General features: G+C 62.8%; 13 protein-coding genes. All 13 read left to right on the top strand.

The annotated features are described in order from the left end of the window. Positions 1-3 precede the first annotated feature (3 nt). The 13 genes from LPN01_RS04610 to LPN01_RS04550 all read left to right on the top strand — a co-directional run bounded on the left by LPN01_RS04610 (position 4) and on the right by LPN01_RS04550 (position 14,886). Positions 4-3,252, top strand: coding sequence for an efflux RND transporter permease subunit (locus tag LPN01_RS04610; RefSeq protein WP_262827184.1), 3,249 nt, complete (start codon positions 4-6; stop codon positions 3,250-3,252). A 5-nt stretch (positions 3,253-3,257) separates the two neighbouring features. Continuing rightward, positions 3,258-3,599 carry a DUF190 domain-containing protein gene (locus tag LPN01_RS04605; protein ID WP_262827183.1) on the top strand — a complete coding sequence of 114 codons (342 nt, stop codon included), beginning with the start codon at positions 3,258-3,260 and terminating at the stop codon, positions 3,597-3,599. 9 nt (positions 3,600-3,608) lie between these two features. Continuing rightward, positions 3,609-4,112 (top strand): SRPBCC domain-containing protein, encoded by a 504-nt coding sequence (locus LPN01_RS04600; RefSeq protein WP_262827182.1) that lies wholly within the window; start codon positions 3,609-3,611, stop codon positions 4,110-4,112. Beyond that, a complete protein-coding gene (locus tag LPN01_RS04595; RefSeq protein WP_262827181.1) occupies positions 4,109-5,596 on the top strand; it encodes a TolC family outer membrane protein in 1,488 nt (495 codons plus the stop codon). The genes LPN01_RS04600 and LPN01_RS04595 overlap by 4 nt, the downstream gene beginning before the upstream one ends. 8 nt (positions 5,597-5,604) lie before the next feature. After that, positions 5,605-5,970, top strand: a complete 366-nt coding sequence (locus LPN01_RS04590) for a hypothetical protein (RefSeq protein WP_262827180.1) — start codon at positions 5,605-5,607, stop codon at positions 5,968-5,970. Positions 5,971-6,127: 157 nt separating this feature from the next. Beyond that, complete coding sequence (locus LPN01_RS04585) at positions 6,128-6,583, top strand: MgtC/SapB family protein (RefSeq protein ID WP_262827179.1); 456 nt, start codon at positions 6,128-6,130, stop codon at positions 6,581-6,583. A gap of 16 nt (positions 6,584-6,599) precedes the next feature. Beyond that, entirely contained in the window at positions 6,600-7,511 is a 912-nt protein-coding gene (locus tag LPN01_RS04580; RefSeq protein ID WP_262827178.1) for a cation diffusion facilitator family transporter, read from the top strand. 617 nt (positions 7,512-8,128) lie between these two features. Next, the gene (locus tag LPN01_RS04575) at positions 8,129-8,815 is read left to right on the top strand and encodes a ZIP family metal transporter (RefSeq protein ID WP_262827177.1); all 687 of its coding nucleotides are present in this window, start codon (positions 8,129-8,131) and stop codon (positions 8,813-8,815) included. Continuing rightward, positions 8,812-9,408, top strand: coding sequence for a cation transporter (locus tag LPN01_RS04570; protein ID WP_262827176.1), 597 nt, complete (start codon positions 8,812-8,814; stop codon positions 9,406-9,408). The genes LPN01_RS04575 and LPN01_RS04570 overlap by 4 nt, the downstream gene beginning before the upstream one ends. After that, positions 9,405-11,993: a heavy metal translocating P-type ATPase gene (locus tag LPN01_RS04565; protein WP_262827175.1), complete on the top strand. Its 2,589-nt coding sequence runs from the start codon at positions 9,405-9,407 to the stop codon at positions 11,991-11,993. The genes LPN01_RS04570 and LPN01_RS04565 overlap by 4 nt, the downstream gene beginning before the upstream one ends. 54 nt (positions 11,994-12,047) lie before the next feature. Then, on the top strand, positions 12,048-13,379 hold the full coding sequence (locus LPN01_RS04560) for an NRAMP family divalent metal transporter (protein WP_262827174.1): 1,332 nt from the start codon (positions 12,048-12,050) through the stop codon (positions 13,377-13,379). Positions 13,380-14,042: 663 nt separating this feature from the next. Continuing rightward, positions 14,043-14,426, top strand: a complete 384-nt coding sequence (locus LPN01_RS04555) for an STAS/SEC14 domain-containing protein (protein WP_262827173.1) — start codon at positions 14,043-14,045, stop codon at positions 14,424-14,426. 118 nt (positions 14,427-14,544) lie between these two features. Beyond that, on the top strand, positions 14,545-14,886 hold the full coding sequence (locus LPN01_RS04550; protein WP_262827172.1) for a hypothetical protein: 342 nt from the start codon (positions 14,545-14,547) through the stop codon (positions 14,884-14,886). The last annotated feature ends 544 nt before the right edge of the window (positions 14,887-15,430 follow it).

Below are 15,430 nucleotides of genomic sequence, written 5' to 3'. Positions count from 1 at the left end.
AACATGATTGCCAACCTCATGGCGCTATCCGTCCGCGCCCGCTGGACGGTCCTCGCATTGTTCCTCGTCATCGCCGGCCTCGGCGTATGGCAGCTTTCGAAGCTGCCGATCGACGCGGTGCCCGACATCACCACCAAACAGGTTCAGATCAACACGATTGATCCTCGGCTGTCGCCGGTCGAGATTGAAAAGCTCGTCACCTATCCGGTCGAAATCGCGCTTGCAGGCATTCCCGGGCTTGAAACCACGCGCTCGATCTCGCGCAACGGCTTCAGCCAGGTCAGTGCGATCTTCACCGACAGCACCGACCTCTACTTCGCACGCCAACAGGTCGGTGAGCGGCTGCGCCAAGCAACCGAGAACCTGCCGGAAGGCGTGCAGCCACAGGTTGGACCGGTGTCGACCGGCCTCGGCGAGATCGTCATGTATACGGTTGGCTATGCCAATCCCGACGGCAAGGGGGCGAAGAAGGTCGCCGGCCAACCCGGCTGGCAGCCTGACGGCAGCTATTTGACGCCTGAGGGCGAGCGGCTGACCGATGCGATTGCCAAGGCAAGCTACCTGCGCACCGTCCAAGACTGGATTATCGGCCCTCAGCTTAGGTCAGTGAAGGGTATTGCCGGGGTCGACTCGATCGGCGGCTATGCCAAGACCTTCGTGGTCGAACCAGATCCGACGAAGCTCGCCGCTTTCGGCGTTTCGTACAGCGAGCTTGGCCAGGCGCTCGAAAACGCCAATCTTGCGGTCGGCGCCAACTATTACAACCGCGGTGGTGAAGCGTACCTCGTGCGCGTCGACTCTCGCGTTCGTACCGTTGACGAAATCCGCAACGCCGTCGCCGCAACACGGGGCGGGACGCCGATCACGATCGGCCAGATCGCCAACGTTCGCGTTGGCGGCGATCTGCGGACGGGTGCCGGCAGCATGAACGGCCGGGAGGCGGTCATCGGCACAGTGCTGATGCTGATCGGTCAGAACAGCCGGGTTGTGGCGGAAGCGGCGACTGCCAAGCTCGATCAGGTAGCAAAGACGCTGCCGCCGGGCGTCGAGGTAAAGGTGGTGCTGAACCGCGCCGCGTTGGTCGGGGCCACGGTGGCCACCGTTCAGCGCAACCTGACCGAAGGCGCGATCCTGGTCGCGGCGTCGCTGTTCCTGCTGCTCGGCAACTGGCGCGCCGCGGTGATCGCGACGTTGGTGATTCCGTTCTCATTCCTGATGATGGCCATGGGAATGAATGCGTTCAATGTCCCCGGAAACCTGATGAGCCTGGGGGCGCTCGATTTCGGTCTGATCGTCGATGGCGCGGTGATCATCATCGAAAACTGTCTCGCCAGATTGGCGCATCGACAGGAACATGAAGGGCGACTGCTGTCGCTCCGGGAGCGGCTTGAGGAGACGATGCGCGCCGCTCAGGAAATGATCAGGCCGACCGTATATGGTCAGGCGATCATCCTGCTCGCCTTTGCTCCGCTGCTGACGTTTACGGGGACCGAAGGCAAGACGTTCTCGCCGATGGCGATCACCATCATGCTCGCACTGGTGGCGGCGTTCATCCTTGCAATCACCTTGGTACCGGCGCTGGTCGCGATCATGATCCGGGGCAAGGTCGCGGAAAAGGACGTGTGGCTGATCCGCAAGTCCAAGGACCGCTACCTCCCGTTGCTCGACAAGGCGATCGCGCGCCCGTGGCCGTTCATCCTCGGTGGGCTGGCCTTCTTCCTGGCGGCGATTCCCGCCTTTGGGCTGCTGGGCTCGGAGTTCATTCCTCAACTCGACGAGAAGAATCTCGCCTTCGCATCGACGCGCGTGCCCTCGGTCAGCCTCGATCAATCGCTGGCGATGGAACGAAAGGTCGAGGAGGCGGTGATGAAGGTTCCGGAAGTCGCCTTGATGTTTTCCAAGACCGGTACGGCGGAAGTCGCAAGCGATCCTATGCCGCCGAACGTCTCCGACGGGTTCGTGATCCTTAAGGAGAAGGAGGAGTGGGCCGAGGGGACGACCAAAGCCGACGTGGTCGCCAAGATTGAGAAGGCGACCGGCGGGCTGCTCGGGAATCTCTATGAGGTCAGTCAGCCAATCCAGCTCCGTTTCAATGAGCTGATCGCCGGTGTCCGGGGCGATGTCGCGATCAAACTCTACGGCGATGATCTCGACAAGATGGCGCTGACCGCAAACGAGATGGTGCGGGTGCTCCAGACGATACCCGGCGCAGCCAGCGTCAAGGCCGAACAGGTCGGTGGCGCGCCGGCGCTTGACGTGAGACTCGATCGCGCGGCAATCGCCCGTCTGGGCCTCACCGTCCGTGACGTTGCGGACACCGTTGCTGCAGGGCTCGGTGGCCGTGAGTCGGGGCTTGTGTACGAGGGCGATCGACGTTTCGATGTCACCGTGCGCGTGCCAGAGGCGACACGAGCCAACCTCGACGACATTCGGGTGCTTCCCGTTCTGCTGCCTGAAGTGGAGGGTCGGCCGCGTGGCCAGGTGCCGCTCGCGCAAGTCGCACAAATCCGGCTGACTGAGGGGCTGAACCAGATCAGCCGGGAGAACGGTAAGCGCCGCGTCGTCGTCCAGGTGAACCTCGGCGGTCGCGACGCCGGTTCGTTCGTCCAGGAAGCGCAGGCCAAGATCGCACAGGTCAAGCTGCCCGCGGGTTATTACCTTGAATGGGGTGGTCAGTTCGAGAATCTGGCAGCGGCATCCAAGCGGCTGTCGATTGTCGTTCCACTCTGCTTCCTGGCGATCTTCGGGCTGCTCTACATGGCGCTTGGCGGGTTCGGCAGGGCCGCGTCGGTATTCCTGGCGGTCCCGCTGGGGCTTGCCGGCGGCGTGTTTACGCTGGCGCTGACAGGCATCAACTTCTCGGTGTCGGCGGCGGTGGGGTTCATCTGCCTCGCCGGCGTCGCGGTCCTGAACGGCCTCGTGGTGATGTCCGCGATCCGCGAACGGAGCGAAAATGGGGAGCCGATAGCGGAGGCGATCCGGCACGGCATGGCCGAGAAGATGCGGGCCGTTATTATGACCGGCTTCGTGCCCGCGATCGGCTTCGTGCCGATGGCGCTTGCCCACGGCACCGGTGCCGAAGTGCAAAAGCCACTCGCAACGACGGTCATCGGTGGTCTTATCGCCGCCACCATCCTGACGCTGCTGGTGCTGCCGGCCATCGCCAAGGTCGTGCTGGGTGCCGGTGAGCGCCGGGCAGCACGGCGCTCAAACAAACAACCGGCCCCACCCGGTTCACCAGTGACGGAGTGATAAGCATGCAGACGAAACTGCTCCGCATCTACACCGACGAGTCTGCCTATTTCGGCGATCGCAAGGTGTTCCAGGAGATTGCAGCGAGGGCAAAAGACGCCCGGCTTGCTGGCGTAACGATCTTGGAAGCGCTGATCGGGTTCGGCCAGTCGGTGCACATGCACCAGCGGCACGTTCTTGAGAGCGACCGCGCCGTCGTGATCGAAATCGTCGAGGACGAGGCTCGCGTCCGCGCCTTCGCGGCGCAGTTGGCAGACATCACCGGCATTGGCTTGATTACGGTGGAAGCCATCGAGGTAATTGGCGGCGCCTCATCGCTTTATCCTGAATCCAGCTCTGTCGCGTAGGAGGGCAGCTTGTTCGAGGTCGACAGTTCTCTGGCTCTCCCGGTGCCGGTCGGTCGCGTCTGGCGCGTGCTGTCCGATTTCAATCATTACCGGGACTGGCATCCGTTTGTCACACTCAAGGGTGAAGCGACGCTGGGGTCAGTTCTGGAATTGGAGCACAAGACCCGCATCCGATCGTTGCCGCCGATCGCCGCGCAAGCGAAGGTAACGCGGTTTGAGCCGAACGCCAGCATAGCCTGGAAGATCGGCTTGGGAGGCTTGGTTGGTGTTGAAGAAGGGTTTGAGCTCCAGAAGACCGAGCATGGCACCGAAGTGAAGCACCGTATGCGCTGCAGCGGTATCGTAGCACTGCTCGGCATCGGACCAGTGCAACGTCGAATGGATCGAGCGTTAGCCCTCACCAACCGATCTTTGTCCAACTTTCTCGCACGCGGCACGACGATCACTCGCGCCGCCCCGATGCGGGGCTCCGCCCCAACGCGGAAGCGGTCGGACACACGGGGGCGTCGATGAAAATTTTTGCAAACTCTGCGGCTGCATCTGCCCTTCTTCTCACGGTCGCGATTCCGGCAAAAGCGGATACGCTGCGAGAAGCGCTCGTGGCCGCCTATCAGACCAATCCTAGCCTGACGGGCGCCCGAGCCGGACTCCGGGCGACCGACGAAGGGGTTCCGATCGCCAAGGCGGCCGCCCGCCCGGCGCTGTCGGCGACCGCAGATTATCAAGAATTCGTCGTGCGCTCGGCTAATAGCTTCTCCGCTCCTTTGAGGGCGACGAATGCCTCGGCCAATCTGTCAGTGCCTCTGTTCCAAGGAGGTCGGGTCAAGAACGGAATCCGGGCAGCCGACGCCCGCGTCAACTCCGGTCGTGCGAACCTCCGTGCGACCGAGGCGGATCTCTTCACGGCGATCGTTTCGGTGTACATGGACGTCCTCCGCGACAGCGCCATCGCCGAGCTTAACGCCCAGAATATCCGGGTGCTTGAGGTCAACCTGCAGGCGTCTCGGGACCGTTTCCAGATCGGTGACCTGACCCGAACCGACGTTGCCCAGTCCGAGGCGCGCCTCGAACTGGCGCGGGGGCAACTCGAGTTGGCGCGATCACAGCTGGTCACCAGTCTCGAGAATTATCTGCGCTTTGTTGGAATACCTGCCCACGAGCTGGAGCAGCCTTCGGAGCTCCCAGGCTTGCCGGCAACTGTCGACGCGGCGCTGGCGATCGCCTTGGGCAACAATCCGCTTCTGATCGCTGCAAAGGCGGACTCTGCGGCGGCACGTTACGATATCAGGGTCGCAGAGGCGGCCCGACTGCCACGCCTCTCCGCCGTGGCCTCAAGCAACTATAACAATTATCTGGGTTCCCTGATCAGCACGATCCCCGGCCGCACCTTCCTGCAAGCGCAGCGGACCGCGACCGTCGGGCTGTCTGCAACCATCCCTCTCTACCAAGGTGGCCTGCCGGGAGCACAAGTCCGGCGCGCCCAAGCGCTTTCCAGCCAGTCATTGGAACAGGTGATTTTCGTGGAACGGCGTGTCGTTGCGGAAACGCGCGCGGCCTTCACGCGCCATCTTGCGACGGAAGCGGTGATCCGCTCCTCGCGGGCAGCCGTTTCCGCCAACGAGCTCGCGCTCGAGGGCGTCCGCGCAGAGAACAGTGTCGGAACCCGCAATGTGCTGGACGTGCTTAACGCGCAGCAGGAATTGCTGAACAGTCGCGTTCAGCTCGTGACGGCCCAGCGCGATGCCTATGTCGCCAGTTTCGCGCTGCTCGCCGCCATGGGACGCGCCGAAGCGGGCGATCTCGGCTTATTTGGCGGTGCGTTGTTCCAGCCCCGACTAGGCTATCGAGCCCCCGCGACGAATGACCGGTCTCAGATCCGGGCACCAGGTGAGGCATCTGGTTTGGGGATAGCTGAGCAAGAAGTCTCGGCCGAGCCTGCCATTTCTCGGGCCGTTCTCACTGCCAAGCCTGACCCGGTCCGAGGCGGCTCGCGATGATCCGGGGAATGGCGCGCAACAATCGGACTTCCATTGCGCCCGTCCGCGAGCTCCTTCTGGAGCGGCGGCTCGACTGTTTTAGGCGCCTGATCATCATCCCTGCAGGCTCGGCAGCTGTGCTCGCCCTAACGCGTCTGGTTCCATCGGTCGCTGCTGATTGCTTCTCCTGGGTTCTGGATACGGCGATCGCCGCAGCGCTCGAACTGATTGGTTCCTATTATATTGCCGGCCTGAGCGTGGCTTACGCGACCTGGTTCCTGCACGGTCCATTCGAGCGGCGAATTATGCTGCGGCTTAGTCTTGTAGGGTTCGCGGGATCGGCTGGCTCGATCTCGGTTGCGGTTGTTCTCCTGCAGCAACGATGCGCCTTATGACGGCTGCCTCTCAATTGACCAAGGGATCCGTCTCCCATCAAATCGTCCGGCTCCGTGGGCGGCATGGATTAGCACCGCCGCGACCACTGGAGACAACATCGATTAACGCCGCGCGACGGTCGACCAGCGCTGGAAGCACGAGGCTGGAGCAGAACCGATGATTTCCTCAGGTGACGTGGTCCTGCGCCTCGGTTGCGCTACGCTTGTCGGCCTGGCCATCGGGCTTGATCGAGAGATGCGCGGGGTTCCAGCGGGGCTACGAACGCACGCGCTTGTCGGTCTTAGTGCTGCCGCGATCACGCTCTCCGCGCTGCTGCTCCATGACACCCTCGACGCCGATGGGCGGACGCGATCGGACCCGTTGCGCGTTATTCAGGGCCTTGCGCAGGCGATTGGGTTCATCGCTGCCGGGCTAATCTTTGTCGCTCGCGATCAGGTGAAGAATGTCACCTCGGCCGCGGGTGTCTGGCTCACCGCAACGCTTGGGATCGCGGCGGGCGCCGGTCAATATTTTCTCTTGGGAGTGACAACGGCCTTGGGCCTGTTCGTCCTCGTCTTTGTTCGCCTGAGCGAGCGTTACCTGCCGCGCCCGAGTGACGCGGACTTCGACTGACCGCTGGAGCCACATCATGCACGATCATACCCAGGGCCACAGTCACGACCACACTGCGGGCGCCAATGCGACCATGCTGAAGTGGGCTCTAGGGCTGACCTCGACTTACCTCGTCGCCGAGGTAATCGGCGGCTTTTACTTCAACAGCCTGGCGCTCCTTTCGGACGCTGCTCACATGCTCACCGATGTTGCAGCCTTGGTGATCGCGCTATTGGCGATTCGCTTTGGCCAAAAGTCGGCTGATGACCGCCGCACATTCGGCTACCGCAGGTTCGAGATCCTGGCGGCGGCATTCAACGCCGTTCTTCTCTTCGCCATCGCGATCTACGTGCTCGTCGAAGCCATCAAGCGCTTCTCCAGCCCGGAGCCAGTTCAATCGACCGGGATGATGATCGTCGCGGTGATCGGCCTCGTCGTCAACATCATCTCCATGCGACTGCTCACGGCGGGCAAGGATCAGAGCTTCAACGTCAAGGGAGCGTATCTCGAGGTATGGGCCGACATGATCGGCTCCCTCGGCGTTATAGCCGGTGCCCTTGTGATCCGCTTCACCGGCTACACCTGGGTGGACGCGCTGGTCGCGGTCGGCATCGGTCTCTGGGTGCTGCCGCGGACATGGATCCTGCTACGCGACACGACCAACGTGCTGCTTGAAGGTGTGCCAAGAGGCCTCGAGCTAAAAGAGGTTCGGGCGGCGATTGCAGGCGTTCCGGGGGTCGCCGGGGTTCATGACCTTCACGTCTGGTCGATGAGCAATGATGACATTTCGTGCACAGTGCACGTGGCGGTGGCTGCCGGAACTGAGGCGAATGTGGTGCGGCAGGCCGTCGCCTCGCTGCTCGACGAGCGATTCGAGATCGAACACACGACGATTCAGACCGAAGCTCCAGGCGAGATGTCCGGGGAGACCCGCCATGGTCACAACTGACATTTCGGCGGAAAGGTCACGAGATCGCATATTCTTCCAGTCGCGTGGCCTTGCCTCCTGTTCATTCTTCTTTCGTTCAATAGTCCCCGCAGGCGGCTCTAAACCCCGGCGATCTGTCCCCGATCGCCCGCTTGTGAGAAGGACTGCGCCGTGGACGACGCCCGACCCCGGGGCGCGTTCACGGCAGACATTCGTCAGTAAGCGGATCTGCAACTCGAAGGCAGGTTCTGACCGTCGGCTTCCGCGCAGCGCGCGTACGCACAGTTCACCATTCCTCCTGCTGCTGGCAATCGTAGCGGCGCTGTCTGGCTGCTCGAAAGAGGGTGGAAATGCCGGGGGGACGGCCAACGGACAGGGCTCGGCGCGTGCAAACGCGACCGACGAGCAACGCTATAGCTGCAACGACGGCTCGAAATGGCATGTGGACTCACTCGCCGATGGCCTGACAATCACGCTTACGAGCATGCCGAACGGCAAGCAGGAGCGATTGGACGCACCGGCACAAGGACTGACGTTCGTCGGCGATGGGATTTCCGCCACCTTCTCTCAGAACGGTATGACCATCGAACGCAGCGAAGGTCCAGCCGTCGCGTGTCAGCGAAACTGAGGCCCGCGCCATGACAGTTCTGCTTTATACCGTCATTCCCGTGCTGGCAGTGATCCTGGGCTCAATCTGGGCCAGTTTGCGACGACCAAGTGCCGGTTTCGTGAGCGCTATGCAGCACTTGGCCGCCGGCGTGGTCTTCGCTGCGGCCGCGACCGAAATTCTGCCGCAAGTCATGCACCAGGCCTCTCCCGCCGCGACATTGATCGGAGGCTCATTGGGTGTTGGCACGATGCTGGCGCTCAAGGCCATCGAGGCTCGGTTCAAAGGGCCAGTCGCCCTGCTCGCGGCGATCGGCCTTGATATCCTGATCGATGGCCTCGTCCTCGGGCTTGCGTTCGTCGCCGGTGCCAAGGCAGGCCTGCTGCTTACGATCGCGCTCACCCTGGAGGTGCTCTTCCTCGGCTTGACGCTGACAGCGGAGCTCGGTGAAACGCTCAAGTCCCGTCTGAAGGTTGTGGCGACGGTCAGCACTTTGGCGATATTGCTCCCGATCGGGGCGCTGATCGCAACACCCGTAGCGACCTTCCCACCCGTTATAGTCTCAGGCTTCCTCAGCTTCGGGTTGATGGCGCTTCTTTACCTCGTCACGGAAGAGCTGCTCGCCGAAGCGCATGAAAAGCCGGACACGCCGCTCATCAGCGCCATGTTCTTCGTCGGATTTCTGATCCTTCTGTTGCTCGAGGAGGTGATGGGATGACCTCCCCTTCCAGTCTAGATGAGCGTCGGACCTTGTGGATCGTCCTGCTGCTCAACGCAGCCATCGCCGCCGGTTTTTTCGCAACCGGCCTGATTGCCGATTCCAGCGCCCTGATCGCCAACGGTGTGGACAATCTTTCCGATACGGCGGTGTACGCACTCAGTCTGGTCGCGCTCAGTCATGGGCCGACGTGGAAGACCCGAGCCGCGATGGCGTCGAGCATCATGCTCCTCATTTTCGCCGCCGGCATCCTGCTCGATGTCGGTCGCCGGTTCATTCAGGGCAGTGAGCCGATCGGGCCCACGATGATGGTCATGTCGGCGGTCGCCGGCGTCGTGAATTATGTCTGCCTGCGGCTCCTGCAACGACTGAAGAACCCCGACGTCAATCTTCGTGCCGCGACCACATTCAGCTTCAACGACTTCATTTCGAACGGCGGCATCCTCGTGGCCGGGGCGCTGGTGCTGTGGCTCGGCAAGAACTGGCCCGACCTCGTGGTTGGCCTCGCGACAGCGCTGATCGCGATCAAGGGAGGCATCGAAATCTTACGTGACGCGAGGGCGGAAACCGGCACCAAGGAGAAGAGTGCATGACCACCAACAAGCTGCGGCTCGACATACCGTTGATCCTGCCCGAGATAGCCGGCGCTGCCGACGCGTGCGTGACGCGCCTACTCGGCGACATTCGCGAGAGGGAAGGAGTGGACTCCGCCCATCTCCGCGAGCAATCGAATGGCCCGCCGCAGCTCTGCATCCACTACGATCCAGCCATTCTACCGCTTCTCCGTATTCGACGGCTCGTCGAAAGTCGGGGCGCCGCGATCACAAAGCGCTTTGGACACGTCGTGTGGCAGGTCAACGGCATACCTCATGAGCGTCGCGCTCGCACCGTGGGCGAGCGGCTACGGTGTTGCACGGGGGTTCTCGAAGCAGAGGCCACGCCGGCGGGAACAGTTCGCATCGAGTACGATCGTGACGCAACCAGCGAGGCCGCGCTCCAGCGCATTCTGTCGCAGCTAGGCGTCTACCTGAGGCCGAGGTCGTCGAGGATACCAGAAGGTACCAGCGGCAGCGTGGAGCCGAACGCGGATGATCACGATCATAGCAGCGCCGCTGGGCAGAACGGCCGAGATCATGCCGACCATAAGGAAGGGCACGAGCATGACGACGGACACGATCACGATCACGGTCACGCCCACGGTGGAGTCTTCGGCGCGAATAGCGAACTGATCTTCGCACTTATCTGCGGCGCTCTGCTGGGGCTTGGCTTTGCGATCCAGAAGCTTGCTTCGCTGCCAGCTTGGCTGCCACTCGCCTTTTATATCGCCGCCTACTTCTTTGGTGGCTTCTATACCTTGCGCGAGGCGATCGATAATCTGAAGCTACGCCGCTTCGAGATCGACACGCTGATGCTGGTCGCTGCTGCGGGCGCGGCAGCTCTGGGCGCGTGGGCGGAAGGCGCCTTGCTGCTCTTCCTGTTCAGCATCGGCCATGCTCTTGAACATTATGCGATGGGGCGCGCCAAACGCGCAATCGAGGCCCTTGCGAAACTCGCACCCCAGACCGCGTTCGTGCGCCGCGACAATCAGGTGCGCGAGATCCCAGTCGAGGAACTTGCCGTCGGTGACACCGTCGTCGTCAAGCCGGACGAGCGCCTCGCGGCAGATGGCTTTGTCATCAAAGGCACGAGCAGCATCAACCAGGCGCCAGTTACCGGCGAAAGCATACCGGTAGATAAGCGGCCAGTCGTCGATCACGCTGCGGCCAGCGCCAATCCGGACCAGCTCGAAGCAGCGTATCGGGTGTTCGCCGGCACCATCAACGGAAGCGGCGCGATCGAGATCGAGGTAACCCGCCGCTCCAACGAGAGCGCGCTCGCCAAGGTCGTGAAGATGGTCAGCGAGGCGGAGGCGCAAAAGTCGCCGACGCAGCGCTTTACGGATCGTTTCGAGCGCTTTTTCGTGCCGGCGGTGCTGGGCTTGGCCACCCTATTGCTGTTCGCATGGGTCGTCATCGACGAGCCGTTCCGAGACAGCTTCTACCGCTCCATGGCTGTTCTTGTCGCCGCGAGCCCCTGCGCCTTGGCGATCGCGACGCCGAGTGCGGTATTGTCGGGCGTAGCTCGCGCCGCGCGAGGCGGCGTCCTGGTCAAGGGTGGCGGCCCTCTCGAGTATCTCGGATCGCTGGACGCGATCGCATTCGACAAGACGGGCACACTGACCGAAGGTCGCCCGCGGATCACAGACGTCCTGCCTGCTTCGGGAAGCACCGAAACCGAGCTCTTGGCGCTCGCGGTGGCCGTCGAGAGCCTGAGCGATCACCCGCTGGCTCGCGCAATCGCGCGAGATGGCCGCGACCGCATCGGCGAAGCCGCGCTTCCGGTCGCGACCGACGTCGAAAGCCTGACCGGACGTGGCGTCACGGCGCAGGTTGATGGGCAGCGGATTCTCATTGGCAAAGCGGAGATGTTCGGCATCGACGGGGTCGAACCGCTCTCGATACCGATGGAAGAGGCCATCGCTGGGCTGCGGGAGCGTGGCCGCACGACGATGGTCGTCAGGCGTGGCGATCGCGACATGGGCGCGATCGGCCTGATGGATACGCCGCGCGATGCCGCCAAGGCAACTCTGGCCAAGCTGCGTGACCTCGGGATCAAGCGGATGATCCTCATCTCCGGCGATCACCAAAAAGTTGCCGAAGCCATCGCAAAGGAAGTCGGCATCGACGAGGCGTGGGGCGATCTCATGCCTGATGACAAGGTGGAGGCGATCCGCAAGCTGCGAGCGCAGGCCAAGGTGGCCATGGTCGGCGACGGCGTCAACGACGCCCCTGCGATGGCCAACGCGACGGTAGGCATCGCGATGGGCGCTGCTGGGTCCGACGTCGCGCTGGAGACTGCAGATGTGGCGCTGATGGCAGACGACCTTGCGCATCTTCCGTTCGCGGTAGGCCTGAGCCGCAGAACCCGATCAATTATCAGGCAGAACGTTTTCGTGAGCCTGGGCGTGGTTGCGGTGCTGGTGCCCGCGACAATCTTCGGCCTCGGCATCGGTCCCGCGGTCGCAATGCATGAGGGTTCCACCCTGCTGGTGGTGTTCAATGCGCTGCGGTTGTTGGCCTACCGGGACCCAGACAGGCCGGCTGACTCGAGACCAGTTAACGAGCGAGCGACCGCGTGAAGACGGCGACTTATCAATTCGCGCTCGCGCCCGCGCCGCAGACCGGGCTGCTACGTGACTGATAGCTCGCCTGAAAACGCAGCGGCAGACGACAACCTCGGGGTTCCGCCTAGTGCGGTAGTCGAGCCAAGCAAGCCGCGCATCCTGCGGGTTCTTGGGCCCGGTTTGATCACGGGCGCTTCGGACGACGACCCGAGCGGGATTGCGACGTACAGTCAGGCAGGCGCCGCGTTCGGCTATGCGCTGCTTTGGTCGATGCTGTTCACCTACCCACTGATGGCGGCAGTGCAGATCATCAGCGCTCGGATCGGTCGCACGACGGGCCGAGGCATCGCCGGCAACCTGCGCCATCATTATCCCAACTGGTTGCTTCAGGTTCTCGTAGGATTGCTCGTGGTGGCAAACACGATCAACATCGGCGCGGATCTTGGCGCCATGGCGGACGCCACACGGCTGTTGATCAGTGGCGATCAGCTCGTCTGGGTCGCAGTCTTCGCCGGGATCTGCGTCGCGATGCAGGTCCTCCTCAAATATCAACGCTACGTCAGCATTCTTAAATGGCTCGCGGTCGCACTGCTGGCCTACGTTGCGACGCTGTTCTTCGTTCAGGTGTCGTGGGCCGAAGTCGCCAAGCGCCTGGTAAACCCGTCTCTAACCTGGTCCACGACCTACCTCACCGCGCTCGTCGCGATCTTCGGCACGACGATCAGCCCGTACCTGTTCTTCTGGCAGGCCAGTCAAGAGGTCGAAGACATGCGCGAGAGCCCCCGGCGCCAGCCGCTGACGCGGGCTCCCGAGCAGGGCGCTGCGGCGATCGGTCGGATCGAGGTCGACACGATGGTCGGCATGGCATTTTCCAATCTGGTCGCGCTCGCCATCATGATTGCGGCTGCAGCCGCTTTTGCCAAATCCGGCCCCATCACCATCGAGTCATCGGCGCAGGCGGCTGCGGCGCTCCGGCCGATCGCCGGGCCTTTTGCATTTGGTCTCTTCGCCGTGGGTATCGTGGGGACCGGCCTGCTCGCGGTACCCGTGCTCGCAGGCTCTGCTGCTTACGCCGTTGGCGAGGCGCGGCGATGGCCGACCGGCCTGAACCGGCGGCCGCTTGAGGCACGTGCGTTCTACGCTACCATTATTGCGGCCACCCTGGTGGGGATGGCGATCAACTTCGCACCCGTGAACCCGATGCAGGCACTCTTCTGGAGCGCCGTGATCAACGGCATTGTCTCCGTTCCGGTGATGACCGCGATGATGCTGATGGCGCGCCGACGCGACATCATGGGCGACTGGACGATCGGAGGTTGGCTACAACTACTCGGCTGGCTCGCGAGCGCTACGCTTGCGATCTCGGTCATTGCTTCCCTCATTCTCGCGGTGGCGTCATGAGATCCGCGGCCATTCTCACTTTTGCCAAGCCGGAGTGCCGGTCAATCTGGGCAATGAAGCGGGGCCGCACGTTCGTTGGGCGTACAAGATGCGGTCGCGGGCAAGATGGCCCATCGCTTACGCACTATAGCGATCAGCGGTACGGCCAGACGGGGCATCCAACGTGCACCGGCAGTCATGCCGCGTAGTCGACCGCCACGACGTCGGGCATCCGCCAAGGATGTTGAGCAGGCCCGTGTCGACGCGATCCGAACGGCAGCCCGTCGGAACTTTCAGCGCCGAACGTTGCACCTATTTCTGCTGAGCTCAGCCGGCCTGCCGCTCGCGCTTCTCGCAATGCGCAGCGTGACTCGTCACAGCCACATCAGTTTTTGTACAAGCCGTCATTTGGCGCCGGCAGTCGCGGCCGCGTTCCTGCTTCTCTCAGCATATCTGGTCGTGGCGCTCGCGAGCCTAGCGATCGACGCCCGACGTGCACAATTGGGGAATGTTTGGGAGGACGCAGTCGCATTGGCGGCTGTCCTCGTCTTGGGAATATGCACCCACGCTTGGCTCGGCACGAATATGCTGAAGACATGGTGTCTGGCGTGACCACGTCAGAAAGCTCCCGCCGACCTCCGTCACCAGCACCCTCATCTGCGCGCCATTTACTTAGAGGTTCTCATGCTTGATTCTCGTGAAGAAGGTGGACTGCTGCACCTGTACATAGATGGACTCCTCACAACGCGGGACTACATCGACTTCGTTCCCGCCTTTGAACGCTTTGAAGACCTGGGATCGCCTCCGTTTGCAATGCTGATTGAGCTCGGACCTAGTTTCACCGGCTGGAATTTGGGGCCGCTTTTGGGCGATGGCCGACCTGAAGTCGCGCACCGCAATACATTCAGCCGAATTGCAGTCGTCGGTGACGCCAAGTGGAGTCAATGGCTCACTGCTTCCTCAGGGCTCGTATTCGCCGCGGAAAACCGGTTTTTCGAGCGGCATAAGAAGGCCGAAGCGGAAAACTGGGCGCGGGGAGGGATCGCGGGCGATGCTACGCGTTCATAGCTCAACACGACATCCTGCGCAGCCGCCGCCGGGAGCGAGTTTGTGCCGGCGTGAGCGCCTTTTCCGGTGGGCTGAGCTGCTTGAGCGGGAGCCTACCCGTCAATTCGACCTGTTGGCCGTGCGCGACCGGATCCATGCCGGCGAGAATAGCTTACCCTCCCCGGCCGGCTCGCCGCTCGACATCGCATTTCGCGATCCCATCCTCAGGATCGAAGGTCTCCGAGGCTCTTCTGCTGCGGAGGCGCTGTCATTCTTCCAGCTGTCTCCGGCTGAATTCAGCCGCATCCTGGGATGGCGACGCCGGTCCCACGAGCAGAGCGGACGCTATGTCGCCTGGCGGATCAGGAACGTTGCGGACGCGTCCGCAGAGAACCGCCTGTTCTTCTTGGGCCTGATGGCCGCCCTGCTCCTGGCCGTTATCATCTTGCTCGCAAGCGGCATGTTGGCCGCGCGGAGATAATGATGGCTGATCGTGGAATCTGTTTCGCTAGGACGATCGGGAAGCGAACAAGGTCGACGTGGGGGCAAGCGTCCGGGTTGATGAACCCCGCGCCCAGAACCGTCGCGGCGGATGATGAGCACCACCGCGGACGCGTCTGTTCTCTGCGCCCGTCAAGCTGCCGCCTACGTTCGAAAGCCGTGATCGTTCCGGCGACCGATAGCGCATGCCCGACATCGCCGAAGGCGGCGAAGGGCGCGGGCGACAACGCACCTGATCGGCTTTTCGCTGTCGAGCGCCGAGCGTGCGCTCTGCCGCCCGGCCGGACGTGTCATTGTAACGGGCGCGCCGAAATGATCCGTCGGCCCGGGGCTTGGGAGTTTGGCCGTGGCCGCTACCAGCTTCGGCCCGGCGTCAGGCGACGACAGACCGTGCGCCACTCTACAACCTCGAACCTTCTTGAATAAGGAACGACAAGATGTCCTACCACCGTACATGTCTGATCGCGACGCTCGCCGCGCCGGTCCTTCTAGGCGGCTGTGCCACTTATCGAGCAGCACCCCTC

It is taken from the genome of Sphingomonas sp. A2-49 (genome assembly GCF_025548555.1).
Taxonomy (GTDB): domain Bacteria; phylum Pseudomonadota; class Alphaproteobacteria; order Sphingomonadales; family Sphingomonadaceae; genus Sphingomonas.
Note: the sequence above shows the minus strand (reverse complement) of the source record. Positions and strands in the feature narration are given on the sequence as shown.